Annotated in this window: 18 protein-coding genes; 9 read left to right on the forward strand and 9 right to left on the reverse strand. The window is 41.3% G+C overall.

Features of this window, described 5'->3' with window-relative positions:
- The coding region (locus BV372_RS09685) for a hypothetical protein (protein ID WP_086686234.1) at nt 1–3,513 on the reverse strand (3,513 nt) is incomplete at its 3' end.
- Between the two features lie 163 nt (nt 3,514–3,676).
- Complete coding sequence (locus tag BV372_RS09690; RefSeq protein ID WP_086686236.1) at nt 3,677–4,993, reverse strand: AAA family ATPase; 1,317 nt, start codon at nt 4,991–4,993, stop codon at nt 3,677–3,679.
- 416 nt (nt 4,994–5,409) lie between these two features.
- On the opposite strand from BV372_RS09690, the gene acs reads away from it, so the two are divergent.
- Together acs and BV372_RS09705 are read left to right on the forward strand one after the other, a co-directional pair.
- A complete protein-coding gene (gene acs / locus BV372_RS09700) occupies nt 5,410–7,380 on the forward strand; it encodes an acetate--CoA ligase (protein ID WP_086686240.1) in 1,971 nt (656 codons plus the stop codon).
- A gap of 171 nt (nt 7,381–7,551) precedes the next feature.
- Nucleotides 7,552–8,265, forward strand: a complete 714-nt coding sequence (locus tag BV372_RS09705) for a tetratricopeptide repeat protein (protein WP_086686242.1) — start codon at nt 7,552–7,554, stop codon at nt 8,263–8,265.
- 259 nt (nt 8,266–8,524) lie between these two features.
- Here BV372_RS09705 and BV372_RS37070 read toward each other — a convergent pair whose 3' ends face one another.
- Together BV372_RS37070 and BV372_RS37075 are read right to left on the reverse strand one after the other, a co-directional pair.
- A complete protein-coding gene (locus BV372_RS37070) occupies nt 8,525–9,373 on the reverse strand; it encodes a hypothetical protein (RefSeq protein ID WP_218776700.1) in 849 nt (282 codons plus the stop codon).
- Complete coding sequence (locus tag BV372_RS37075; RefSeq protein ID WP_218776701.1) at nt 9,330–9,962, reverse strand: hypothetical protein; 633 nt, start codon at nt 9,960–9,962, stop codon at nt 9,330–9,332. The genes BV372_RS37070 and BV372_RS37075 overlap by 44 nt, the downstream gene beginning before the upstream one ends.
- A 122-nt stretch (nt 9,963–10,084) precedes the next feature.
- On the opposite strand from BV372_RS37075, the gene BV372_RS09715 reads away from it, so the two are divergent.
- Nucleotides 10,085–10,843, forward strand: coding sequence for a Uma2 family endonuclease (locus tag BV372_RS09715; RefSeq protein WP_086686244.1), 759 nt, complete (start codon nt 10,085–10,087; stop codon nt 10,841–10,843).
- Between the two features lies 1 nt (nt 10,844).
- The gene (locus BV372_RS09720) at nt 10,845–11,423 is read left to right on the forward strand and encodes a 5-formyltetrahydrofolate cyclo-ligase (RefSeq protein WP_086686246.1); all 579 of its coding nucleotides are present in this window, start codon (nt 10,845–10,847) and stop codon (nt 11,421–11,423) included.
- A gap of 83 nt (nt 11,424–11,506) precedes the next feature.
- Here BV372_RS09720 and BV372_RS09725 read toward each other — a convergent pair whose 3' ends face one another.
- Nucleotides 11,507–11,800, reverse strand: coding sequence for a DUF5615 family PIN-like protein (locus BV372_RS09725; protein ID WP_256973141.1), 294 nt, complete (start codon nt 11,798–11,800; stop codon nt 11,507–11,509).
- Nucleotides 11,800–12,117, reverse strand: a complete 318-nt coding sequence (locus BV372_RS09730; RefSeq protein ID WP_086686248.1) for a DUF433 domain-containing protein — start codon at nt 12,115–12,117, stop codon at nt 11,800–11,802. The genes BV372_RS09725 and BV372_RS09730 overlap by 1 nt, the downstream gene beginning before the upstream one ends.
- 138 nt (nt 12,118–12,255) lie before the next feature.
- On the opposite strand from BV372_RS09730, the gene BV372_RS09735 reads away from it, so the two are divergent.
- The gene (locus BV372_RS09735; RefSeq protein WP_086686250.1) at nt 12,256–13,098 is read left to right on the forward strand and encodes a carbohydrate ABC transporter permease; all 843 of its coding nucleotides are present in this window, start codon (nt 12,256–12,258) and stop codon (nt 13,096–13,098) included.
- A 122-nt stretch (nt 13,099–13,220) separates the two neighbouring features.
- On the opposite strand, the gene BV372_RS09740 is transcribed toward BV372_RS09735, so the two are convergent.
- Together BV372_RS09740 and BV372_RS09745 are read right to left on the reverse strand one after the other, a co-directional pair.
- On the reverse strand, nt 13,221–13,928 hold the full coding sequence (locus tag BV372_RS09740) for a sugar transferase (RefSeq protein ID WP_373270755.1): 708 nt from the start codon (nt 13,926–13,928) through the stop codon (nt 13,221–13,223).
- Nucleotides 13,929–14,261: 333 nt separating this feature from the next.
- Nucleotides 14,262–18,272, reverse strand: coding sequence for a hypothetical protein (locus BV372_RS09745; RefSeq protein ID WP_086686254.1), 4,011 nt, complete (start codon nt 18,270–18,272; stop codon nt 14,262–14,264).
- Between the two features lie 744 nt (nt 18,273–19,016).
- On the opposite strand from BV372_RS09745, the gene BV372_RS09755 reads away from it, so the two are divergent.
- From BV372_RS09755 to BV372_RS09765, 3 genes are all read left to right on the forward strand, one after another.
- The gene (locus tag BV372_RS09755; protein WP_086686257.1) at nt 19,017–19,718 is read left to right on the forward strand and encodes a Crp/Fnr family transcriptional regulator; all 702 of its coding nucleotides are present in this window, start codon (nt 19,017–19,019) and stop codon (nt 19,716–19,718) included.
- A gap of 13 nt (nt 19,719–19,731) precedes the next feature.
- A complete protein-coding gene (locus tag BV372_RS09760) occupies nt 19,732–20,493 on the forward strand; it encodes a DUF2232 domain-containing protein (protein ID WP_086686259.1) in 762 nt (253 codons plus the stop codon).
- Between the two features lie 84 nt (nt 20,494–20,577).
- The gene (locus BV372_RS09765) at nt 20,578–21,792 is read left to right on the forward strand and encodes a nicotinate-nucleotide--dimethylbenzimidazole phosphoribosyltransferase (protein WP_086686261.1); all 1,215 of its coding nucleotides are present in this window, start codon (nt 20,578–20,580) and stop codon (nt 21,790–21,792) included.
- 51 nt (nt 21,793–21,843) lie between these two features.
- On the opposite strand, the gene BV372_RS09770 is transcribed toward BV372_RS09765, so the two are convergent.
- The gene (locus tag BV372_RS09770) at nt 21,844–22,221 is read right to left on the reverse strand and encodes a hypothetical protein (RefSeq protein WP_086686263.1); all 378 of its coding nucleotides are present in this window, start codon (nt 22,219–22,221) and stop codon (nt 21,844–21,846) included.
- 737 nt (nt 22,222–22,958) lie between these two features.
- Between BV372_RS09770 and BV372_RS09775 the strand changes: the two genes are divergently transcribed.
- The gene (locus tag BV372_RS09775) at nt 22,959–24,110 is read left to right on the forward strand and encodes an extracellular solute-binding protein (protein WP_086686265.1); all 1,152 of its coding nucleotides are present in this window, start codon (nt 22,959–22,961) and stop codon (nt 24,108–24,110) included.
- Nucleotides 24,111–24,271 lie beyond the last annotated feature (161 nt).

Consider the following 24,271-nt stretch of genomic DNA (forward strand, 5'->3'; position numbering starts at 1 on the left):
GCTATGACCAGTGAAAGTTTTGAGGAGCTTTCCATCCAAACTCCAGAGTTTGATGGTTGTGTCAGCACTAGCGGAGGCGATAGTCTTACCGTTGGGGGAGAAGCTGACGCTATTCACCGAATCGCTATGACCAGTGAAAGTTTTGAGGAGCTTTCCATCCAAACTCCAAAGTTTGATTGTGTTGTCAGCACTAGCGGAGGCGATGGTCTTGCCGTCGGGGGAGAAGCTGACGCTATTCACCGAATTGCTATGCCCAGTGAAAGTTTTGAGGAGCTTGCCATCCAAACTCCAGAGTTTGATGGTTCTGTCAGCACTGGTAGAAGCAAGAGTCTTGCTGTCAGGAGAGAAGCTGACGCTGTAAACTGGGGCGCTATGCCTAGTTAAAGTTTTGAGTTCTATATCTTTTACACCATATACCGCTTGCCGCAATGCCACTATAACTTGAGTTTTAGTATCTGGTTCTACCCAAAATTTTGGTGTTCTTTGCAATTTTTCAGCTGCATTTAAACTTGCGATTAAGGTGTCTTTATCATATTTGGAAGCAAACAGCGCTTCGCTAGAAGCGCTAAGAACGTTAATTTGGGCATTGGTATTAGCAATAAATGATTGTACGCCGAATATTACTGCTACAACTGTTAATGTTGCCAAGCCCAAGCCTGCTAGATAAGCTTCGCGTAATCGCCGCTTTAAAACTTGATTAAGCCTCGCTTCTACCAATTTGCGCTGTTCTTTTTCTCTTTCTAGTTCTGCCAGTAATTCAGCACCGCGTTGTTGGCGAATAAAAGCTACAAGATAATCGTGAACTAGCTGATAGCGGTCAGCCGGAGATTGGGGAATTAAAAATACAATTCCTGATGTCACTAAAATCTCTAATACTAAATCTAATTTATCTGCTTCAGCTACTAAAGCTGCTGCTAACTCAGCTTTAGTTTTCAAAGGGCGAGTATTATTTTCATCTGTAAGCAAATACAAAACTAACTGGGCAGCACGTTCATTTTCTGCGCCACAGTCTTTAACTATTGCATCTAAAAATCGCTCAACTAATTTATCTTTCGGGCCACTTTGCTGATATTGCTCTAGTGTTGTGATATTTTCTGTTTGCAATTGTGCCCCAACAACTTGTAATTCAATTGGGCGTACTTCCCGCAAATCCCCTGCTAAATCTTTAACTAACTCATCTATTAGTTCAGGCTCTAAATAAAAAGACCGTTCTGTTAAACTTTGAATAACTAACTTAGCCGCTTCCGGCTCAAAATTACCAAAAGTATAGCGAGTTTGTTTATTAAGGATATCGTTTTTGGTAACTTCCAGGTTCGTCAGCTTATCGCATTCTAATAAATAATGTAAATAATCTTCTCGCAATGACAAAATTACTTTTACAAAAGGTAAATCAAAACTATCTAAACAAAGATGTAAAAATTCCCAAAACTTTCTTCGCTCAACTGGGTTAGGACAATTAAAGAAAAATTCCTCAAATTGGTCAAAAACTAAAACTGTTACCAAATTAAGCTCTACATTTTCTCGCAATCGCTGAATAATTTCTCCTACCCCTTCCCCCTCTCTAGCTCCCCTCCCCGCAAGCAGGGAGGGGTTGGGGGTGGGGTTCCGCAACAAATTCCCCAACTCCTTCACCCAATCTGTGTAAACCTGCACCACCACAGGCAAAATATGACGACCTTCAAACACAGTAATTTGATGCAATGCTGGTACTAAACCCGCCGTCAATAAAGAACTTTTACCCACACCTGAAGGGCCATGAATCACAATCAATTTGTGGTCATCGCGGCTAATGCGCTCAATTAATTTATCAACATCATATTTGCGACCAGAAGCAACAATTTCTTGGGCAATAGTCCCTTCTCCCGACTCTTCTCCTAACACGCTGTTGTATGATTCACCAGAGCTAAATGCTACTAAAGCCGGATGAATTACCTGTCGTTGAGATTGCAATCGACCTGCACCAATAAAAGCGCGTAAACCATATTGCTGTTCAATAGAACTTTGTTCTTGTTTGAGATGAAATGCGGTTAAATATTGATGCTGCCCAAAGTAGAATGTTCTTAATTCTTCTAATATCCGAATATAAAGCTTAGGATTATATTCTGGCTTGCATTCACTTTTAGCAATTTCTAGATTGTTTAGTGCTTCTTGCACCTGTCCAAGATAGCGTTTACTTTGAGCTAGTAATAACAAATACCAACTCATATAATATTGAATAGCCCAATTATTGTCTGTAAGACCTCTCTCCAAACCTCTCTCCTTGGAGGAGAGAGGCTTTGAATTCTCCCCATTCCCTACTAGGGAAGGAGTCTGGGGGGTTAGGTTATTATTTTCTTGATGAGCAGTTTGGGTAATTTTATTAATAGCTATTTCTGCATATTGCTTGGCTTCTTGCCATTGCAATTTAGCTAATGCTACTTCAGCTAAGGCAGCATAAGCATTAGCTAATCTAATAGGATGGTAATATTTTGTATGTAATTCAACAGCTTTTTTGGCAAGGGTTTCTAACTTTTCCCATTCCCCCAACTGTTGCAAAACTTCTGCTAAGACGTTGATAAAATTAGCTGCTAGATCGGGACGATTTGCTTGTTGCAATCTCTTAATACATCGCTGATAATAATTCCGGGCACAGCGACATGCTTTGTCATATTCTGCCCGATGTAAAACTGCATATCTCCGCCACCATAAACCAAGATGAAATAGGATACAGGCTTGCTTTTCTAAATTTCTTTGAATTAAACTTGCTGATTCTGGATTGTTTTCATCAATACATTGCTGCCACCAAAAGACTAAACTCTGCTTATAAAGTTGGCGCGACTCCTCCATTTGATTTTTCGCGTAAGCATCACGTCCTAAAATAAATTGCTGGCTAGCTGCTATTTCTGGTTGTTTACACCTACGCTTTTGCAATTCCTGTAATGCTGACTCAATTTCAAAGCGTTTACCTGCACCCAGTGTTAAGTTAAGCGCAGCATTATCAAGAAATTGATCTGCTCCCGCTTCTAAAATTTTAGTGAATATTTCCTCCGCTTCTTGGTGGAGAAAATTGAATAATTCTTCAGTTGCGATCGCAAACCGAATCGGTACAGCAGCATAGGTATAAAAATCTGGTGCTAATCTGATCAGTTTTTGCAGCACCAAATCGTTAATCCACAATACCAAGGGAAAGGGAAAATCGTTCAGAAAATCATCCCGCAAGCGATTAATCGAAACCAGAAAATCATCTAAATTACGGACTGATTCCAAGCCAAATATCATGACAGCGTTTGGTTGTGTTGTGCCAATCTCATCTGTCATGATTGAATAAAGACTGCTGGCGGAATGTTGCAGGTTAATTGCTAAGATATCTAACCCAGAACGCTGTCGTACTTGAGCTAATATCTGTTCTTGTATGCCGCCATAATTGCAGCGCACTAAAATTAGCGAAAATCGGCCTTGGGCATTTACAATTGCTCTAATGAGAGTAGTAAGCGATCGCTCATTTTGGGCAGTTACATCATCGGGATTTGTCATTTGTCATTTGTCATTGGTCATTGGTCATTTGTCCCCCTTGTCTTCCCACACTCCCCACACTCCCCACACTCCCCACACTCTCCACCCTCCCCACACTCCCCACACTTCCCACACTCCTCACACTCCCCACACTCCCCACACTTTCCACACTCTCCCTGCTCACTCATAGCTGAAACTGCTTTGCTTCCGCTAATACAGGATTTATCCCAAACCACCGCCCTTGTTGATCCTGATATTCAAAGACAAACAAACTGCGTAATAAAGTTTGATAGTTAACTTCCCCACTCACGCTTTGTTTCTGCACTACTAGCCGCAGTGCATCCCACTCATCGTCTGTAATCGCTAATACTAGTCCTTCGCGGTATTCGCGGATGGCATTTTCCAGACATTCCCGCGACAGGGGAGGATCTTCTACCTGAAGACAGCTATAGAGTATCCCCAGCAAATTCCGTACATGACCGCCGCTAATCCGGCACAGTCGATTTAAAGTTTCGGGTGTATCAAATATTTCTGTAATTAAAGCTAATCTGCTGTCAGCATTCACTCCAGGAAAAGCCCTAGCCAACACCATCTGTCGCAAAAGTGCTAATCCTTCCTCATAGTCTCTCCCATCCCGCAACTGCACTGGCACCATCGGTAAAATCTTAGGAGCCATACCACCCCCCAAGCGATTTTTCAGTGCCTCAATTTCATTGGAGAACATCAGCACCAAAGGAATGGTGTAAACTACATGGCAATTGAGTTTGCGTAACTGCTCACCGCGATCGACAAACAAATATTCAGGTTGCGATCGCTCTGTGGTTTTCGCTCGTGGATCTACCCGATCCAAATTATCAATAATCACCACTAGCCCATTTTTACCTTTAGCCTTCAGTTGCTGCTGGGCAAGTTCCACAACTTCTTGATTAATCGATTCTAAAATACTATTAGTGCGCGGCTCTAAGTATTGCCTTAATTGACTTCTCAGCTTTGGGCTATCTTTAGTTTTAGCCGTAATTTTGGCAATTTTTAGCGGCAACGAAAGCTCTGCTTCTGCCTTTAACTCTATTGGAGTTTGCAAAAAATCGATAATTTCGTTTAGCAATCCAGTAAAGTAACCAGGTCTAACTTTGATATTAACGGCTTCTAAACTTTCACTCACCTGCCGCGCGATCGCCAGCATAATATCTGTAACATCCACATCAGCCATATCTAAATCCTGAGTGGACTCAAAATAAACCACATGAAAATTTTGCTGTTTTAATTCCGCTTCCAGTCGCCGCAATTCTGTAGACTTGCCACAACCAATATGTCCAGTAAACAATTGGCAAGTAGGCTTATTTGGCGCAAGGCGTGTAATCGTCCGCCCCAGTGCTTCAATTACTTTGCCACCCCGCACAGAAGCAAAATCAATATAATATTGCCTTTCCTCAGGATTTTCTAAGACCAAAGTCTTGCTGGGGTTGCAACTGTCAAAAAATCTTTGTAAATCTAGTTTCATTAATATTGGGAAAATAACTATATTTCCGCCACATTGCACTAACTGTTTAAATCAGATTTTATCGATTACTCTAATATGTGCGTGAAATTGACAGTAATTTTTTCAGCATTTATACAGCCGCTGCAATACCTCTCGCTTTCCCGACATATCGCCCGCAGGCTGGAAGCCTGGGGCTATCGTTACAAAGCCTGCCTTCGCAGGCTAAAGAAATTGAGCCTGCGGAGGCAGGCTTTGTTCAATTAGCCGCACCATTCTATGGTGACGGCGGGTTCGCAACGAAGCGGAGATTTAAAATATCTGGGTCACTACAAGACTGATAATCTGTCGGCATTTTTGCGATTTCTTAACGAAAAGCAAAACACTTGTGAGTAAATTGCGGTACAGAATAGTTGTCAGTAAACAATCTCATTAAAGTCATGTCTCAGCCCACAATAGAATCAATCCTACATGAAACGCGTTTATTTCCACCCCCTGCGGAATTCTCTAAAAACGCCCATATTAAAAGTCTGGAAGATTACCAACGTCTCTACGACAAAGCCAAAGCCGATCCGCAAAAATTTTGGGCAGAATTAGCCGAAACTGAGTTGCATTGGTTCCAAAAATGGGACACGGTACTAGATTGGCAACCACCTTTTGCAAAATGGTTTGTCGGCGGTAAGACTAATATTTCTTACAACTGTTTAGATAGACACCTCACAACTTGGCGCAAGAATAAAGCCGCACTCATTTGGGAAGGTGAACCAGGGGATTCTCGGACTCTTACCTATGCCCAATTACATCGGGAAGTTTGTCAGTTTGCCAATGCGCTGAAACAACTGGGAATCCAAAAAGGCGATCGCGTCGGTATTTATATGCCAATGATTCCCGAAGCTGCGATCGCCATGTTAGCCTGTGCCCGAATTGGCGCAGCTCATAGTGTAGTATTTGGTGGTTTTAGTGCGGAAGCTTTGCGCGATCGCTTAATTGATGCGGAAGCCAAGTTAGTGATCACTGCTGATGGTGGTTGGCGCAAAGATGCGATCGTCCCTCTCAAGGAACAAGTAGACAAAGCTTTAGCTAATAATGCTGTTCCCAATGTGAAAAATGTGCTTGTAGTAGAACGTACAAAGCAACAAACTCACATGGAATCAGGACGTGACCATTGGTGGCATGATCTACAAAAAGGTGTGTCAGCCAATTGTCCCGCCGAACCAATGGACAGCGAAGATTTGCTATTTATTCTCTATACTTCGGGTAGCACTGGCAAACCCAAGGGTGTGGTACATACAACAGCTGGGTATAACTTATTTACCCACATGACCACGAAATGGATCTTCGACCTGCAAGACACAGATGTATATTGGTGTACTGCCGATGTCGGCTGGATTACGGGACACAGCTACATTGTTTATGGCCCGCTTTCCAACGGTGCAACAACGCTAATGTATGAAGGTGCGCCCCGCGCTTCTAATCCTGGCTGTTTCTGGGATGTGATTGAAAAGTACGGCGTGAATGTTTTTTATACTGCACCTACAGCAATTCGGGCATTTATTAAGATGGGCGAACAACATCCCAATGCGCGAAACTTGTCATCGTTGCGTTTGCTGGGAACCGTAGGCGAACCGATTAACCCAGAAGCTTGGATGTGGTATCACAAAGTCATTGGTGGTGAACGCTGTCCAATTGTAGATACTTGGTGGCAAACGGAAACCGCCGGAATTATGATTACCCCTCTACCAGGCGCAATTCCTACCAAACCTGGTTCAGCTACGCTTCCCTTCCCTGGCATTCTCGCAGATATCGTAGATTTAGAAGGTAATTCTGTACCCGACAACGAAGGTGGTTATCTCGCTATCCGCTATCCTTGGCCGGGAATGATGCGCACAGTTTACGGCGATCCCGAACGCTTCCGCCGTACCTACTGGGAACATATACCCCCAAAAGACGGCAACTACACTTATTTTGCCGGGGATGGAGCTAGAAAGGATGAAGACGGTTACTTCTGGGTAATGGGACGAGTAGATGACGTACTGAATGTATCAGGACACCGCCTCGGGACGATGGAAGTAGAATCAGCCTTGGTATCTCATCCTGCGGTTGCGGAAGCTGCGGTGGTAGGTAAACCAGATGAACTCAAAGGCGAGGAAGTAGTTGCTTTTGTCACTTTAGAAGGTACTTTTCAGGCGAGTGAGGATTTGAGTAAAGAACTGAAGCAGCACGTTGTCCAAGAAATTGGCGCGATCGCTCGTCCTGGTGAAATTCGCTTTACAGACGCTTTGCCAAAAACGCGATCGGGTAAAATTATGCGGCGATTGCTGCGAAATCTGGCTGCTGGGCAAGAAGTGTCTGGCGACACCTCAACTTTAGAAGATCGCACTGTATTAGATAAGCTGCGCAAAGAAGTGTAAATCATTCAAGAGTCAACAGTCTAAAGTCAGAATATTGACCATTGACCATCGAATGTTTGAAGGAACATTTGACACATCATTGCCAGTCAATCCTAATTGAGGTGCGTTTGTGATTAGCTAGCGCACCTCAATTTATCATAGGGATCAGAACACTCTTGAAGGATTGAGGCAATGAAGCTGAACAAGCAAATTAAATCAGTATTTGTTCAACCTCTTAGTTACATAACGCTGAGTATCATAACTACAATTTTTATTTCACCATCAGTGTTAGCAGTAACTGCACAAAATTCTTTACATTCTTCTAAATCTTCTGCTGACAAATTCACTAGGCAAGAAAACTTTGAAAGTAGAGTGCAAAAATTAGCACAAGCACAGATCGAAGACTCAGTTCTAAAAGAGCGATCGCAGTTCATTCAACAAGCTAATGCTTTATACAGTCAAGGAGATTTTAAAGGTGCAGAGGAAAGTTTACGAAAATTCCTCAAAAAATTTCCCGAAGACGCTTTTGGAAACTTTCAACTCGGAAATGTACTGTTTCGGCAAAAAAGGCTGGAAGAAGCAATTAGTTCCTACCAAGAAGCCCTTCGCCTCAAACCAAAATATGCCCTTGCTTACAACGCGATCGGCATTGTTTACGCCAGTCAAAGTCGCTGGGATGAAGCCATGACAGAATATCGCAAAGCATTGGAAATTAATTCAGATTATGCCGATGCTTTGACAAACTTAGCATTGGCACTGTGGCAAACCAATAAACGAGATGAAGCTCTAGCTTCTCTTACAAAGGCTTTAAATATCTTCAAATCACAACAAAGAAACGAAAAAGCTTACCAAGTTGAACAAATTTTGCAAAAGATCAAAAATTCTGCTAATCCTGGTGTTTCATAACAATCAAATAGGCAAACAAATAAGTTACTTTAATATTGAATTTCTGTGATTGCGTAAACAATTCATTTTTGAAGCGTATCTTTAAAGATACCTTCATTCAATAAAAATCCAATCCTAAGTAGGGTATGTGATGCTAAAACATCTTGATTTGAAAGTGTTACTCCCAATTTTTAGACATCACCTACCATCAAAATAGATGGTGCGTTATCCAAAAGCTAACGCACTCTAATCATGTAGCTAATGTACTTTAGATTTTCACTTACTTCCCTTCCCAGATAATTTTTCGCATATTGTCAACTTTCCGTTTAAACTCTGATTGTTCTTTCAGCTTATGTAGCGGACCTTTATAATTTTCAATTTCATGTATTAGCTCTTTTACAGCTGGGGCTGAAACTTTGATTTTCATCATTTGTATAAGCTCACGATACTGTCTTTGGCATAAAGGTTGCTGAAGTTTACTAGCAATTTTTATATCATTAAAAGATAAAATTGCCATGACTGCTTGAGTTGTATTAAATCTTTCAATTAAAGCTCGATAGATACTTTCAGCAGAGGTAGACATTCCATTCCCATTACTCAAAAACACTTCTACCAAACCCAAAACATACTTTTGACGTATCTGGAGAGGAACCTGTCCTCTATCATTAATTAGAGTTTCTAATGCTTTCGCAAATGGAGGCTCATTATAAAAGTTATCCCACCCTCGATGAGCATTCAATAAATTATCAACAGCAGTGTCTATTTCTGCTGATAAGAGAGTTTCTGGAATATATGATTTGCCTGAAACTATTTCCAGGAACTCAAGGGCAAGTCTTGCTTCTGCTTGATCATTATTTGCAACGAATCTACCATATTTAACACCAAACTGTTGGCGTGCTGACTCATCTACTCTATCCCATAGATAAGGTATTAGCCTATGAAGGTTTTGCCTTGTCTGTGGTGTTGTATCTAAGCGTGTATATATGCCGAATAACCCTGAAGCTAAATTATTAGTTTGCTCTTGATTAAGCTCCAAAAAAAATGCTGCTATTTGTTTAGCATCAGAATCAGAAATACTATTTTTCTTAACATTTCTCAGAAATTTCTGTATTTCTATTGTTTGTTCCATTGGACAAAGGCAAAGAGATAACTTCTCTAATACAAGTTTCTAGCCAGGATATAAGTTGCAATCCTGTAATTTCGTTTTGATTTGGATGAGCAGCACTCACCCAATTACGCATATATCTGATAGTATCTAAGTGCTTATACCCAATTTCCGAAATCAAGCCTATTTTTCGGCTTCCCTCAATTAATTCGCTATCATTAACTTTAACTAGGTCATCTTCTGAATTCAGAGCTTTTCTTTTTTCAGGGCTATTTACAGCATTATCGTAAAAATAGGAAATATCATATTGAGATATTCGTTTTCTTAACTCTAAAATTGTTTCATCCCATAAGTAATTTAATGCTGCATCAAATAAACCTGATGCTACAGCAGCAATATATTTAGATATATATACAGAACGGGGTTTTTGTTCGTCATTAATCTTTGATAGTACATCAGCAATATTCTTAAAAACAGTTACACGCTCAGTGACTGACACTAATACAGACTCAGTGGGTAATCCTTGTTCTGCTAAGAAACTTAAAACACTTTTTTCAAAATTATTTAATTGTGAACTATAGCTTTGCTGTGTAACTATATCAGATGAGTTCATTTGTTCACTGCGGTTATTTTTACTATTGTATTATATATGTATTATAGGTAAAATTCCTGAGTTCAATAGTAATTTAAATCTTAATTTAAAATAAAATTTACATACACTACAGGTTAAAGCCTATGACTTCCCTATCGGCATTAACTTTACCTGACCACACCCAGTTACCAGATTCAGATGGTACATTTGTGAAAAATCTTCAGGAGCATCCCCAAAGTATCTTAATTACAGATTCAATTAAACCTGTCCTAGAAAAGCTCCATCCTGATGGTCAATATTGTATTGGACAAGATTCTGGTATCTACTGGCGATTAACAGATCCCCCAGAAAAAGGTGCGGAAGCACCGGATTGGTTTTATGTACCAAATGTACCACCAACTCTCGATGGCAAAATGCGGCGTTCTTATGTGCTGTGGAAGGAATATGTTGCGCCGTTGATTGTCTTGGAATTTGTCTCAGGAGATGGCGTAGAGGAACGAGATAGAACGCCGCCATCTCAAGGGGAAGTTGGGAATGTTGGCAAGTTTTGGGTTTATGAACAAGCAATTCGCGTCCCCTATTATGGAATTTACGAAGTTGCTAAAGCGCAGGTTGAAGTTTATCACCTGATAGATAATGCTTATCAACTAATGACACCCAACGATCGCGGCCACTACCCAATTGCACCTTTAGGGGTAGAGTTAGGAATCTGGCAAGGATTGTATCAAAATGCTGAATTACCTTGGTTGCGCTGGTGGGATGAGCAAGGGAATTTATTATTAACAGGTGAGGAACGCGCCATAATTGAGCGACAAAAGCGGGAGAGAATTGTCGAGAAGTTGCGTAATCTCTCTCCTGAACAACTCAATGCTTTGGGAATTGACCCAGAAATGTTGGAATAGGATGACATTACATTATTCGCAATTAGAGAAAACAAAACTAAGGCGTACTCTGCTCAAAAAACGGCAATTAATGCCCATGAGTGAGTGGAAAGAAAAAAGTGATCGCATCTGTACGCAACTGCAAACTTCTATTTTATTTCAACAAGCAAAAACTATACTTGGTTATTTTAGCTTTCGCCAAGAACCTGACCTCAGTTCGCTGTTTGCAGATAATCAATACCGTTGGGGATTTCCGCGTTGTGTTGGCAAATCCATGTATTGGCATGTTTGGACTCCCAATGACTCTGTAGAAATCGGCAGTTACGGCATTATCGAACCCCATTCCCACGCTCCCACTATAGACCCTGCGGAAGTAGATTTGATTCTTGTCCCTAGCGTTGCTTGCGACTATCAAGGATATCGCTTAGGCTATGGCGGCGGATATTACGATCGCTTGCTTAGTTCACCAACATGGACGACAAAGCCAACTATGGGAATTGTGTTTGATTTTGCTTATTTACCTCAAATACCTGTTGAACATTGGGATAAACGTTTACACTTTGTTGCTACGGAAAAAAAATTGATAGAATTACAAAATTAATTTCAGTTTTTATTTAAATTACAGAGGGATGTGAGTAATACAGTCTTGAAATTCTTCAGAATCGTTTACTTCGGCAATAAAAATTAAATCGTTAATAATTTGTCCAATATTTGCTTTTGACGGAAAACAAAAATACCAGGAATATGACGATTTTGCTTGAGATGTTCTGCTAGATGAATGGGCATAGAAGTACGATTATTGGTGACAAGAATGAAGTTATTGAACTCGCACCATATTAGAATTTCTGGGTCTAAAGTTCCTTTGGGAGGAGTAGCAGGTTCTCCAACCATTAAAACAGTTAACCCAGGTTGATAGCGTAACAATTGTTGTTGGTAAAGAGGAGGTAAGTTTTCATCAATTAAGTATTTAATTGCCATTACATACCTCTTTGGGCTTTCAGTTGACGCAACCTCAAAATATATTCGGGCGGATTTTCGTCTTGTTGCTTTACAGATTCTTGGCAGTATTTTAGCCAGTCTGCCATATATTGAGTAACTGACTCTTGGTTATGTAGGTAATAGAGAATAGTTGCATAAACTTGTTCTAGAGTAAGACTGGGGTAGGTTTCAGCAATTGTTTCGGGAGAATGACGCTGGTAAATATATTCATTTAAGATGGTTTCGATGCCAATTCGAGAACCTTTTAAACGAATGTCATTAGGGGTAAGAAAGTTAAAGTAATCTTCGAGTTGCATGATTTAATTCTTATAAGTTAATTATTTTGATTTTACCCAAGATTTTATTAGAAAAATATGTTATTATTAATGGTTTTATATTGCAAGCTTTAGAGGCTATTTTGTCGCCCCGTCAGATCGATAACACAAATCAACCAGATGATTAATTGGCAAAATCACAAATCACGACTGCAAATATTAGGAATTTATGGGTTATTGGGAGCGATCGCCATACTGACGCTGTTCCCATTGCTTTGGCTAATCAGTACAGCCTTGAAATCTCCAGCAGAAAATATCTTGCAGTCGCCACCGCAGTTATTACCCAGTCAACCGACATTAAATAATTTCTCTAGTGTCTGGCAGTCTCTACCTTTTGCACAGTACCTATATAACAGTACTTTAGTGGCGCTGCTGACTGTTGCTTTGAATCTACTTTTTTGCGCTTTAGCAGCTTACCCTTTAGCACGACTATCATTTCCTGGGCGAGATTGGATTTTTATTGGCATTGTTTCCACGATTATGATTCCCTTTCAAATCGTGATGATTCCGCTGTATATTTTGACAGTCCAAATAGGCTTGAGAAATACTTATTTGGGAATGATTTTTCCGAGTTTAGCTTCTGCGTTTGGCATTTTTCTGTTAAGACAAGCTTTTATGAGCGTTCCTAAAGAAATAGAAGAAGCTGCCCGTATGGATGGCAGCTCCGAGTTAGGTTTATGGTGGTATATTATGTTGCCGGCAATTCGTCCGGCACTTGTGACTCTGGCTATTTTCGTCTTTATCGGTTCTTGGAGTGACTTTCTTTGGCCGTTAATTGTTATTCAAGACGAAAATCTCTACACACTTCCCTTAGGAGTCGCAAAGCTTGCAGGTACTTTTTCTCTTGATTGGCGTTTGGTAGCTGCTGGTTCAGTAATTTCTATTGCCCCTGTATTGGTACTTTTTCTCTTCTTGCAACGCTATATCGTACCTACGGAAACTGGTAGTGGGGTTAAAGGTTAAACAATTCAAAATTCAATATTATAAATTCCCAAAATTGTTGGATTTTGAATTCATAATGTTGAACTTTGTCTCATCTTGAGATAGGCGCACCCTAATAGGCAAGAGTGGCAACAATTTAAGATTTAATAAGCACCGTTCTTTAAAAAGACTATGCGGATAGTCTTCAAAATTAGACTCAGGTCGTAACCTACGGACCACTTACGCTGATAATCGATATCCATACTGACAACAGTTTCAAAATCGTTAATGCTGGAACGACCGTTAGCTTGCCATTCTCCAGTCATACCTGGCTTGACTCGCAATCTTTCCCAGTGGTGTGGTTCGTAGTTGATAACTTCATCAGGAGTGGGTGGACGAGTACCAACTAGGCTCATTTCTCCCACTAGGACGTTCCAGAACTGAGGTAATTCATCTAGACTGGTGCGCCGCAGAAATTTCCCCACGCGAGTAATGCGTGGATCGTCTACAGATTTAAAAATGTGACCTTGAGCTTGGTTTTTTACCAGATGCTTGAGTTTGTCGGCGTTGACAATCATCGAGCGGAACTTCCACATGCGGAAGGGTTTACCCTCAAGTCCACAACGAACTTGGCAATAAAATATCGGACCCGGATTATCAATAAAAGTAGCAATGGCTACAGGAATTGCTACTAAGGCTGTAATCGTTAGTCCGATAAGGGCACCGAAAATATCGATTAATCGTTTTGTTGTGCTGCTGATAGAAGGGTGTAAAGGCTGTAGTGATAAATTAACTGCATCAATATGACTTAATAAAGTTAAATTATCCACCATACAACCTTTTTCATCAGTAGTAAAAGTAGACATGGACATAATTTGCCTTCGGTTTTTGCTGAAATTTACCGTTTCTACTGTATTTTCAGTTTCTACTGAGAGGTGTACTGAGTGCTAATATAGACAATTTTTTTACCTTTCAACGCCACTTTACACAATCTTTCAATTTAGCAAGTTATTATAAAGTTTCAGTATATTTTCGTAAAATTAGACAAAACGTGCTATTAAGAAGCAAAATTTAGCGGTCAGCAGACAGTAGTTTTACTGAAGTACAAGAAGCAAAGGCACGGCTTCCAGAGACTTTCAGCGAGATAGTCATCTGAATGATGCCGTGCCTTACTAAGTAATTAACTTTTGCGATCTACCGACGGACTAATGAGCAACCTCTAAAGCAAAATTAACTGTATACGGTTCTTCTAGGGATTGGCGAGTACTAGCTTTGATCTCTTCGAGATAGCGACGCAGAAACAGAAGTTGTTGGGAATTGGGACGATAGGTGAGATTGCCTTGTTTTTCAAAAAGTGGGGCGGCAGCGATCGCATGATAATCAGGGTTACCCTGAGAACTTTGGGTAAGCCAAGTGGAATCTGGGCTATTAGGTATTAACCCTGTAGGTAATTCACCTTCCAAGAAAGCCAAGAGGCGTTGCTGACAAATGCGGGTATTGACGCCACGACCCTCGAATAAGTGGATGACTTCACTAAAAGATAAGGGTCTGTCTGGCAACAGTCGCAGTAATTCTGTAAACAGGAAATAATCGGTGTATTGTTGTCTGGGTATTTCTAAAACCTGGGGATGTAGAGGTAACATCGCCAGACCATAGGCAACTCGACTACAGCTAGGAGCACCATTTTCACCCAGATATGAATCTTGAATAATTTTGGCGTTGGGCAGTTTTTGCTTCAGCCAACGGTTGACGGTGGCGATAGAAGCAACTCCACCAGTCAAGATTGCTTGATTAATGGCTTCTGTGGGTATACCACGAGCTACCAACAACTTGTTAAGTTCGCGATTAAGGCGACGTACAAATGGGACTAATACTTGGCTTTCCAAATCTCGCCGCTGCAATACCCATCGCTGGTCGGCTAAATCCAAAGTAAACGATTCTTGGTGTTGTAAAATCAGCTTCAGGGCTAGCGCTGCATCGAGTACTGCTTGCCCCAGAAGCGAACTTTCTAAACGCTGCTGGAGGCGAACACGAGCGCTGATATCTGGTTCTCCGACTCGTGGAAGTTCCAATTCTTCCAACCCCAAACTTTGCCACTGCATCTGGTCTAAACCGGGAATAGCCGATTGCCAAAGCCACGGCTGAGCGCTAATTTGGCTATCAGCTGGAATTTCTGCCCGTGATTGCCGAGATTTGGGTGGTAGAAGCAGTTGGCAGATAATATCCTGTTCGATGCTCTTACCACCATAGGCAAAGCTGTGGAGCATGAAATCATTGTGTGTAAATTGCGATAAAGTTTCAGGCAAATCAACTAAGGTCATTTCGGTGGCTGTGGCCCCAATATTCAGCGCCAGAGTATTGCCTAAAAGTGGCTGCTCGTTTGTCTGTACAGGCCGCAAACCTTGGGTAGTGCTTAATTGTACTGTTTCACCGTTGGCAGTATTAAGCACAGTCAAAAGACTGGCGATCGCTTCTTCGATGAAAAATACTTGCTGTGGATGTTGGACTAGTTTGCTCGTTAGTAATGCTTCGCGGACATTAAAGCGATATTGTTCTGACCAACTAGATGGGCAAGTGCAGATTGCACCAGCAATATTATTGATAATGGTACGGAAACTTTGTTCGTCTAAACCAACAGCAGCAGCAGTTAAACCTTGAGTGGTACTTTGGCGATCGGACTTTAAAGTTAATAATAGTTTGGAGAGCGATCGCACAACCCAAATTAACGGTCCCGCAGAAAACTCATTAAATTGCAGCACAGGTTCCCATTTTTGTCTGGCACTTTTGTAGGGAATGGCTACTTGTAAATACGGTTTTAATTGTGCCGAGTAGAGAGTTTTTTTGACATCGGCAGCTGACTGAGCTGGTGCAGCATTGCTAGACAAGTTTTCTGAAGTAACAGATGCAGGTGCTGTTTCTGTGCTCTCAACCTCGCTGTGGGGTACAGAAGCCGTAGGTAGATAAACTTCTGCTGGTAAACGAAACGATTGCTGGAAAGAAGTTGCTCCTGCTTGGTTTTCTGCTGACCAGTAAATGGGATAGACAACAAAAGTAGAGCTGTTTAATAGTGTTGCAGAAATACCAGTTGTACCTATATCAATTCCTAGATACCAGCGCGACTCCAGAATATTTTGAGGTGAAATTTCTGGATGATTTAGACCTTGCGAAGTAGAAAGCGAAGTTGCGGAATTGGGAGTTGTGCTTTCCTTTTTTTTTTCAATTACCGGGCTAAAGTCTAACTCAGCTTCTGCGTGAGGAATAGCACCAGAAGTAAGCTGTAAAAATTCTGTACTGGAGAAAGCACTAGTGGTAGTATTTCCTACTAATTCTTGCGGAGATTCTTCACTAGGGGAATTTAGCAGCCCATCAAAGTTAGCTAAATCTTGATCCAATAATTGCAACTGCTCATCATCTAAGGAAATATCAGGCATAGTAGCGGTTGCTTCTGGGGAAAGCAAATTTTCCTGTGGCGAGGCGGCAATATAGTTATCTAAAGATTTATCTTGCTCTTCATCGAGAATGGCTACTTCCGGCTTTTGGGCAGCAGGTGTTACTGTTGTAGTTTTTATTACTTCCATAACAGGAGCTGCGTCTGGAAGCACTTGCTGCTCAGCAGCTACATCAACTAATAGATCTGTCAGGGCTGTAATTGTATCAAAACTGGCTATACCCTCTGTTGCAGTCACTACTTCTGCTGGCAAGCTAGTTGTATCTGTAACTTCCTCAATTGCATCAAAACTCGCTATATCCTCTGTTACAGTCACTACTTCTGCTGGCAAGCTAGTTATATCCGTAACTTCCTCAAAAAATAGCTCTTCCCAGTCCGGCGATGAATCTGTAGGTTGTGCAGGAGAATCTTGAATTGCTTGTAGTTGTGAATGAGTTGGTTCTTTGATACTCGCGGCTATTTGCTGAGATTCCAGATTTGTTGTTTCAACAGCAGAATCAACAGGTTGCACTTGATTGGTTGAAGATACAGGTGTGCTATCGATGATATCTTCAGGGGATAAAGTCACAGCTTCCTGTGGAGATAGTTCATTAGCAATGACCTGTGTTGGCGCTGTTTCTATAACTTGGTTAGAAACATCTTCACTACCAAACAAACTGGCATAAAGTTGATCTACTTCATCTACTTGTGAACTATCTGGCTGGAATGTAGTTGGGGTTTGAGTCGTAGTCGTCTGGGAAGATGGTGGCGCATCTGTGGCAAATTCCAACAGTACTGCATCCAAATCCTCTATGTTGGTGGCAGTATCTTCTGGTTTTGATGCTATATTTGGCGATCGCTTAATTTCTAATTCCGGTTGGGGAGAAGCTGGCTGTAAGGCTTGTAAGTTAATGGCGTCTGCTTTAGTTGTCGATAAAGATGACTGATAGCCAGGAAATTGCTGTAAATACTGTGTCAAGTTATTCACAAAGCTGGCCATTACCTGTTCGCCTTGCACTCCTTGACTGTGCATTCTGGCCAGTGCTTGTGTTAGAGATTCATGATAAGTATGAATGTTGCGCTGTAGTGCTTCAAAGACAACATTTACAGTTCCATCGAGTGACAGCAAGCGTTGATCGAACTCTCTACCTAACCTGGTTAAGCGCTCTACCTGATCTGGATTGGTTCCTTCTACGGGAGCTAGATTGGCGTTATTACTTGTCATAGAAATAGGTGAATTTACCAAACTCTGAGCTAACTGCGAGGTTAAAGTTGGCAGCAAGCGATTGGTAAGCACCTGTAAAAATTCGTTAATTATCTGTTCTTGGTTTGCTAACTGCTGGCTCAGGGAGTAATTTTGCAATCGCCTTTGCTCTAGCTGCCGAATTTCTTGCACAAGATTTGCTCGCTCTTGCAATAATCCTGCTAATTCTGCTTGCAGCGGCTGGAGTAAAGCTGAAACTTCACTATTTATTTTTTGCAGCAGAGTACTGTGGCTCTGCTCTTCGTTTTGTGGCTTGGGTTGGGTTAAAGACTGATGATTATTTTGATCGACAAATTTTGCTAATAAGGGTGATAGCGGTTTGTGTTCCGAGGCTTTGTTTTGACTATCGTGGGGCAATACCTCAGTTTCTTCCAGCCTACCGAGAAAGTCACGAATACGCTCCAAAACCTCTCTTGGCTCCTGCGCCTGATTAGGCAAAAGCTTAGACAGACGTTTGCCATTATTGGCAAGTAAGTTGTCAATGTCTGCGATCAATCTTTGAATTTCATCTGTGTGAGAAGTCACTTTAGATACCTTATGTAGAAATTTACGTCAATTGCTAGAAAAATTAATTTACAATTATTGAAGTTACGATGGTTGGCTTTTACTTGCTGGGCTTCTGAGTGCAATTCTGTTTATGTTATGGATTTTGGGAATCTTGGCTATAGTTAATCACTACCTATTTGTGAAGATCGATTTGGCAACTACTTGCAGTCTCAGAAGACAAAAGGTATTTGGCAGTTTCAACAGCACGGCAGTCTAATAGGTACTGTTCTATCTCACCAGACAACCAATGTTGTAGCTTCTCAGACTTCATAGCATAAAAAATAGAAAAAATTGTAACAGCTAAACAAACTACTTTTGGCAAACCAACACTTTGTGTACTGATAAACAAGCAAATTATGAAGCTTTATTGTACTTAGTTACATATTGCGGAGAACAGCTAAAAATTTTACGTTAGCAAAAATTAACTACCTTGAGTATCATTAAGGTTGTGTACCTATGTTCTGAAGTAATGATGCTTGCAGTCCGGTTAGCTCCTCAAGAAGACTTGAGGCTCAGCAAACTGTTTGTTGCACAATTATGACTAGCTTTAAATCCATAGGTAAAGATTATTGAGAAACAACGCTTTTACCGCATTCTTGTGTAACATAGTTTAGTTTTATTTTTGTAAAGGGCTGTGCTTTGATAGCTTAGGCTTAACATAGTGCTCTCGTTTGTTGTGTATCCAACAGCTTTATTTAATAAATATGTAATCAAGATGTTGTAATGGAAGACCGATATAGCCTGCAGACACCTACAAATCCCTGGATGATCTCGGCTCCCTTCTTTCAGGGGTTGCCAGAACTGGTCGTAGAACCAGCCCTCACCCATCTTGTTACCCGTACTCACCCGGCTAATCAGGTAATTCTACTAGAAAATGACTGGGGTGGTTCTGTATATTTTATTGTCGATGGATGGGTAAAAATTCGCACCTATAACCTAGAAGGTAAAGAGGTGACGTTGAATATTCTTGGCAAGGGGGAATTGTTTGGTGAAATGGCGGCGCTAGATGAAGTACCTCGCTCTACCGATGTAATTACCCTAACGCCCACGGTGATTGGCAGTATGCCATCTCAGGATTTTGTCAAGTTACTACAGACAGAACCTATGGCAGGAATGCGATTGGCTCAACTGATGGCGCGACGCTTGCGGCAAGTCAATCGCAGACTGCGCTTGCGAGAATCTGATAGTCAGTCACGGGTGGCAGACACTTTGCTGTTTTTGGCAGAAGGACAGGGAAAAAAGGTGCAGACAGGAGGAACGGAAATTCCTAATTTACCGCACCGAGAATTGAGCAGTTTAAGTGGGCTGGCGCGGGAAACAGTTACCCGAGTGTTGACAAGGCTAGAAAAAAAAGGGTTGATTAGGCGGGATCAGGATATTATTTGTATTCCCGATTTGTCAGCCTTGGAAAGAATGATAGTTTAAAAACTTGTCAAATATGAGCATCTTAGATTCTCTGCCAGATGAGCCAGAGCAAGGGCCATCCTCTGAATCTCAAACTACCCAAAATCAATGGTTAGATAAACAAGGTAGTCAGCTCAAGTTTGGGAATCAAAGCACGCTGCGGCCTCCCCAACTGAAGGTTGATGCACCCCTGAGAATGGTGGAAACGGCATTTTTAGCTAGTACTGCTAGCTTGATTTGGTTTGTTAATTTTTATTTTCCCTTGGGACCGGTGTTGCGGATATTTTTTCCAGTACCGATCGCTCTAGTTTACCTTCGTTGGGGCCGACGAGCTGCTTGGATGGCAGCCGTCACATCTGGATTGCTGCTGGCGGTGTTGATGGGACCAGTCCGCAGTCTGTTGTTTGTCATGCCCTACGCTTTTATGGGTGTGTTATTAGGCTCCACATGGAATCGTCGTGTTCCCTGGATAGTTTCTATTACCTTAGGTATGCTACTAGGTACTTTGGGAGCCTTTTTCCGGGTATGGTTATTGTCTGTGTTATCTGGTGAGGATCTTTGGGTTTATGCAATCAACCAGGTAACAGAATTGATAGAGTGGTTGTTCCTGAAGCTGGAATTACTGGCAAATCCTAGTGTATTTTGGATTCAAGTCGGGGCGATCGCTTTGATTATGTTCAACAATTTTGTCTACTTGTTCATCGTACATTTAGCAGCATGGCTGCTGTTGGATCGTCTAGGAAATCCTATCCCCCGTCCGCCACGTTGGGTTCAAGTTTTGATGGATTATGAATAAATAATAGTCATTGGTCATTTGTCATTGGTCAGTGGCAAAAAAAGACAACTGACAACCTGACTAATGGCAACTGACAAATAAGCTATGATCCATATCTATACTCAAAAAGCACAGGGTAAAGCCTGGATTGCTAAGTACCGCGATCGCTTACCTGTGTTTGCCTGTGTTTTAGGATTTACTGAAACTGGTTTAATTCCAGGGATTTCTGCGGCTGGACTTACCCCCGAAGACCGGAAGTATACCGCTTGTGCCGATGCGGAGTTTTTATACTACGGTGCAGAACACCAGCCCAAATATCCCCTACCACCGCTGACGGCGGGGGCTTCACCTGTACTAATTTCCCGTTCTGTAGTTGAGGCGCTGAAAATTCCTGTTTATTTATTTAATGCTGGCTTACCCCAGCCCCCAGCAGTACCAACAATTGATTTGGGGGGATGTCTAGCTAGGTGTTTAAGTCAAGGTAACGCTATGGAACTAGCAACAGTCCACCACTTGCTAGAACAGGGGCTGCTTTGGGGTTCGCAGCTTGCAGCCAATATTCAACAGGGGTATTTGATTTTAAGCGAGTGTGTCGTTGGTGGTACGACTACTGCCTTGGCAATTTTAACTGGCTTGGGGATACCAGCCGAGGGGAAAGTCAATAGCAGTCATCCTGTTTGTAACCACGGACAAAAATGGGCATTGGTGCAAGCAGGACTGGAGAGGATGAGGGAAAGAGGAATACAAGGGAAGACGTATTCCCAATACCTAATCCAAAATCCAAAATTTTACCCTGAGCGTAGTCGAAGGGCCAAAATCCAAAATTCTCTAGATCCTCTCCAACTCGTCGCCGCAGTAGGCGATCCCATGCAGGTGGTGGTAGCGGGAATGGCGATCGCTGCTAGTCGTAGTTGTGGTGTGTTGCTGGCGGGTGGGACGCAAATGCTAGCAGTTTACGCGCTGATGAATGCGATCGCTCAAACTTACACTTTAGCTTGGCGGCCAGAAGAAGTAGTCGTAGGCACAACCCGCTGGGTAGCAGAAGATCCAACGGGTGGGACGGTGGAATTAGCCAATAGTTTAGGTGAAGAAGACATAATTAAGGGCGGGAAAATCCCACCCTTAATCGCAACTCAACTAAGTTTTACTGATTCTCGTTATCCCCAACTCCGAGCTTACGAGCAGGGCTTTGTTAAAGAAGGTATGGGCGCTGGAGGATCTGCGATCGCTGCCCATATTAGTCTAGGTTGGCAACAACACCAACTTTTGGAAGCCATTGAAAAACAACTTGAGCGATTGAGCAGATTCAATAACCAATAGCGGATGCCAACATTCAGAAATTTCAGGTAAATCTCTTGGACTAATGCCAAATTAGTGAATTCTCTCCCGCAGTAATTGTTCTTCTAAGGCTGCAATGCGATTATAGGCTGCTGTTAATTGTGCTGTTAGTCGTTGTATTTGAATTTCTGGCGTCAGGCTTCTTTCTCCACCTTGACGATTCGTGTCTGTATAAATGCCATCTGCCAACACATCCTTGTGTTCCAGTTCGGAATTATAAGCCATATTTGCTTTGAACTGGTGGTAATGCACGGCTTCGCTATTTTCTGGATTACTATCTTTTGCCTGAGTTCTAGCTAAAGAGCACTCCGATAAAGTTTGAGAAACTTTACTGTCAAGCTCTTCAATCACTTGGCAGAGGGCATCCAGCTTGTAGCTCAGAGACATGATCTGCTTTTGTAATGGCTCCATTTAATACCTTAATCCGCATATTTTCTCTATGTTATTCAATTTACTGGCAACCTTAAAAATACTTATGAATTATTTAATTTTTTGCATCTTTTGTGTAAATGTGATATCGAATTCATGACTCACTAAATATAACTAAATATTTTTGGTAGGAAATATCAATAATATTATGGAGATAAATTAAGCTAAATGCTATTATTTCCGATCATCTAAATAAAATCAGTAAAATTTTCGGTTTTATCCCTAATTTCCCAGCAATATGGCTAAATCAGCCATGATCAAGCCCTCTTGATAGAGGTTCTAAACATGATCTTGTAAACAAAATTCTGTTTAACTCATCTCTAGTTCTGCCGTACTCTACTAGTTATTACTGAACTATGACAATTTAGGAAGAACCGAAGAAATGATTAAGATTTTACTTAGAGATAGAGGCAACTAGAAAAAGGAAATACTTGTAAAACTAATCACGACAGCCAAAGCGTAGCTAGTTAACAATTCAAAATTACAAATCAAAAAATGCAACTGTTTTAAGCATCCAGGTTACTGACCTCATGCCACTTGAAGCAAGAACAGCTAACGATCGCTATCTATCACAAGTGAGATAAAACTATAATTTGAGAAACTATCAGTTAGCTGGGGAAATGAAAAGAATGTGGCATCTAAATCTTTTCCCATGCCTAAAAAACTTGGTATTTCAATGCTTAAGATAGTTATAATCAAAAATTTTATATTCAAATTCGATGGATCGACGCTCATTCTTATTAGCCACAGGTACATTAGCACTTTCACAACTGCTGATTGGCTGTGGTGGAAGCAACCAGGCACAACTGAAAGTACAGCTATTAAAAGGTTCTATACCTGGTCAGGTAGTTAATAAATTTCAGAAAGCCTTGAAGCCACAGGTGCAATTAAAGTTTGCTCCCGTTGGGCAGATACAAGATTTATTTAAACAATTACAAAATTGGCAGCAAAAGCCAAAAACCAGTGATGAGCAAGGATGGAGTCGCTTTATTCCATTTCAGCAAGAGCAAAAAACGCCTATAGCGGACCTAGTGACATTGGGAGATTTTTGGCTAAAAGCCGCGATTGAGCAAAAACTGATTCAACCACTAAATGAACAGCAGATAAAACAGTGGTCGGTTTTAGATGACAAATGGAAAAAACTGGTAACGCGCAACGAGCAAGGTAATCCTGATACTCAAGGAAAGGTTTGGGCTGCTCCTTACCGTTGGGGTAGTACCGTCATTGTTTATAACCGTAACAAATTCCAAGAATTAGGATGGACGCCGAAAGATTGGAGTGATTTGTGGCGAGACGGACTGCGATCGCGAATTTCCCTACTCAATCAACCACGAGAAGTCATCGGTCTAGTTTTAAAGAAATTAGGGAAATCCTACAATACAGACAATCTAGACCAAGTGCCAGAATTGGAAAAAGAACTACGCTCCTTAAATCAACAGGTAAAGTTCTACAGTTCCAATACTTACCTAGAACCCTTAATTATTGAAGATACTTGGCTAGCAGTAGGGTGGTCTGATGATGTTTTACCAGTCCTGGCGCGTTATCCCCACCTCACAGCTGTTATCCCCCAGTCAGGAACAGCAGTATGGGCAGATCTCTGGGTACGTCCTAAAGGCGTTGACAAAGAAACTTTAGCAAATCAATGGATTGATTTTTGTTGGCAACCAGCGATCGCTAAGCAAATTTCTCTACTGAGCAAAACTAATTCACCCATTTCCACAAATATTGTCGCATCAGATATTCAAGAATCATTCAGAAACTTGTTACTAAGTAATCGTGAAGTTTTCGATAAAAGTGAATTTTTACTTCCCTTATCTCCATTAGCAATAAAGCAGTATGAGTCTTTATTTTCCAAAATTAAAGCAGGATAATTTATCAGAGATTAGAGATACTTTATAAAGTAGCCTTAAAGCTCAAATGTAGGGTGGGCAATGCCCAACATATTCGGGTTTTGTTAGGCATTTTCCACCCAACATATAGGACTCATATTTGATTTTTGAAAAAAACTCAGTACAGTTTTATTCCTTCTTCC

Source organism: Nostoc sp. T09 (genome assembly GCF_002154695.1).
Classification (GTDB): Bacteria; Cyanobacteriota; Cyanobacteriia; order Cyanobacteriales; family Nostocaceae; genus Aulosira.

Excerpts from the sequence above, each read along its gene's own strand:
- BV372_RS09690 (WP_086686236.1), bottom strand. The coding sequence starts at position 4,993 with ATGAAACTAGATTTACAAAGATTTTTTGACAGTTGCAACCCCAGCAAG.
- acs (WP_086686240.1), top strand. The coding sequence starts at position 5,410 with ATGTCTCAGCCCACAATAGAATCAATCCTACATGAAACGCGTTTATTT.
- BV372_RS09705 (WP_086686242.1), top strand. The coding sequence starts at position 7,552 with ATGAAGCTGAACAAGCAAATTAAATCAGTATTTGTTCAACCTCTTAGT.
- BV372_RS37070 (WP_218776700.1), bottom strand. The coding sequence starts at position 9,373 with ATGGAACAAACAATAGAAATACAGAAATTTCTGAGAAATGTTAAGAAA.
- BV372_RS37075 (WP_218776701.1), bottom strand. The coding sequence starts at position 9,962 with ATGAACTCATCTGATATAGTTACACAGCAAAGCTATAGTTCACAATTA.
- BV372_RS09715 (WP_086686244.1), top strand. The coding sequence starts at position 10,085 with ATGACTTCCCTATCGGCATTAACTTTACCTGACCACACCCAGTTACCA.
- BV372_RS09720 (WP_086686246.1), top strand. The coding sequence starts at position 10,845 with ATGACATTACATTATTCGCAATTAGAGAAAACAAAACTAAGGCGTACT.
- BV372_RS09725 (WP_256973141.1), bottom strand. The coding sequence starts at position 11,800 with ATGGCAATTAAATACTTAATTGATGAAAACTTACCTCCTCTTTACCAA.
- BV372_RS09730 (WP_086686248.1), bottom strand. The coding sequence starts at position 12,117 with ATGCAACTCGAAGATTACTTTAACTTTCTTACCCCTAATGACATTCGT.
- BV372_RS09735 (WP_086686250.1), top strand. The coding sequence starts at position 12,256 with ATGATTAATTGGCAAAATCACAAATCACGACTGCAAATATTAGGAATT.
- BV372_RS09740 (WP_373270755.1), bottom strand. The coding sequence starts at position 13,928 with ATGTCCATGTCTACTTTTACTACTGATGAAAAAGGTTGTATGGTGGAT.
- BV372_RS09755 (WP_086686257.1), top strand. The coding sequence starts at position 19,017 with ATGGAAGACCGATATAGCCTGCAGACACCTACAAATCCCTGGATGATC.
- BV372_RS09760 (WP_086686259.1), top strand. The coding sequence starts at position 19,732 with ATGAGCATCTTAGATTCTCTGCCAGATGAGCCAGAGCAAGGGCCATCC.
- BV372_RS09765 (WP_086686261.1), top strand. The coding sequence starts at position 20,578 with ATGATCCATATCTATACTCAAAAAGCACAGGGTAAAGCCTGGATTGCT.
- BV372_RS09770 (WP_086686263.1), bottom strand. The coding sequence starts at position 22,221 with ATGGAGCCATTACAAAAGCAGATCATGTCTCTGAGCTACAAGCTGGAT.
- BV372_RS09775 (WP_086686265.1), top strand. The coding sequence starts at position 22,959 with ATGGATCGACGCTCATTCTTATTAGCCACAGGTACATTAGCACTTTCA.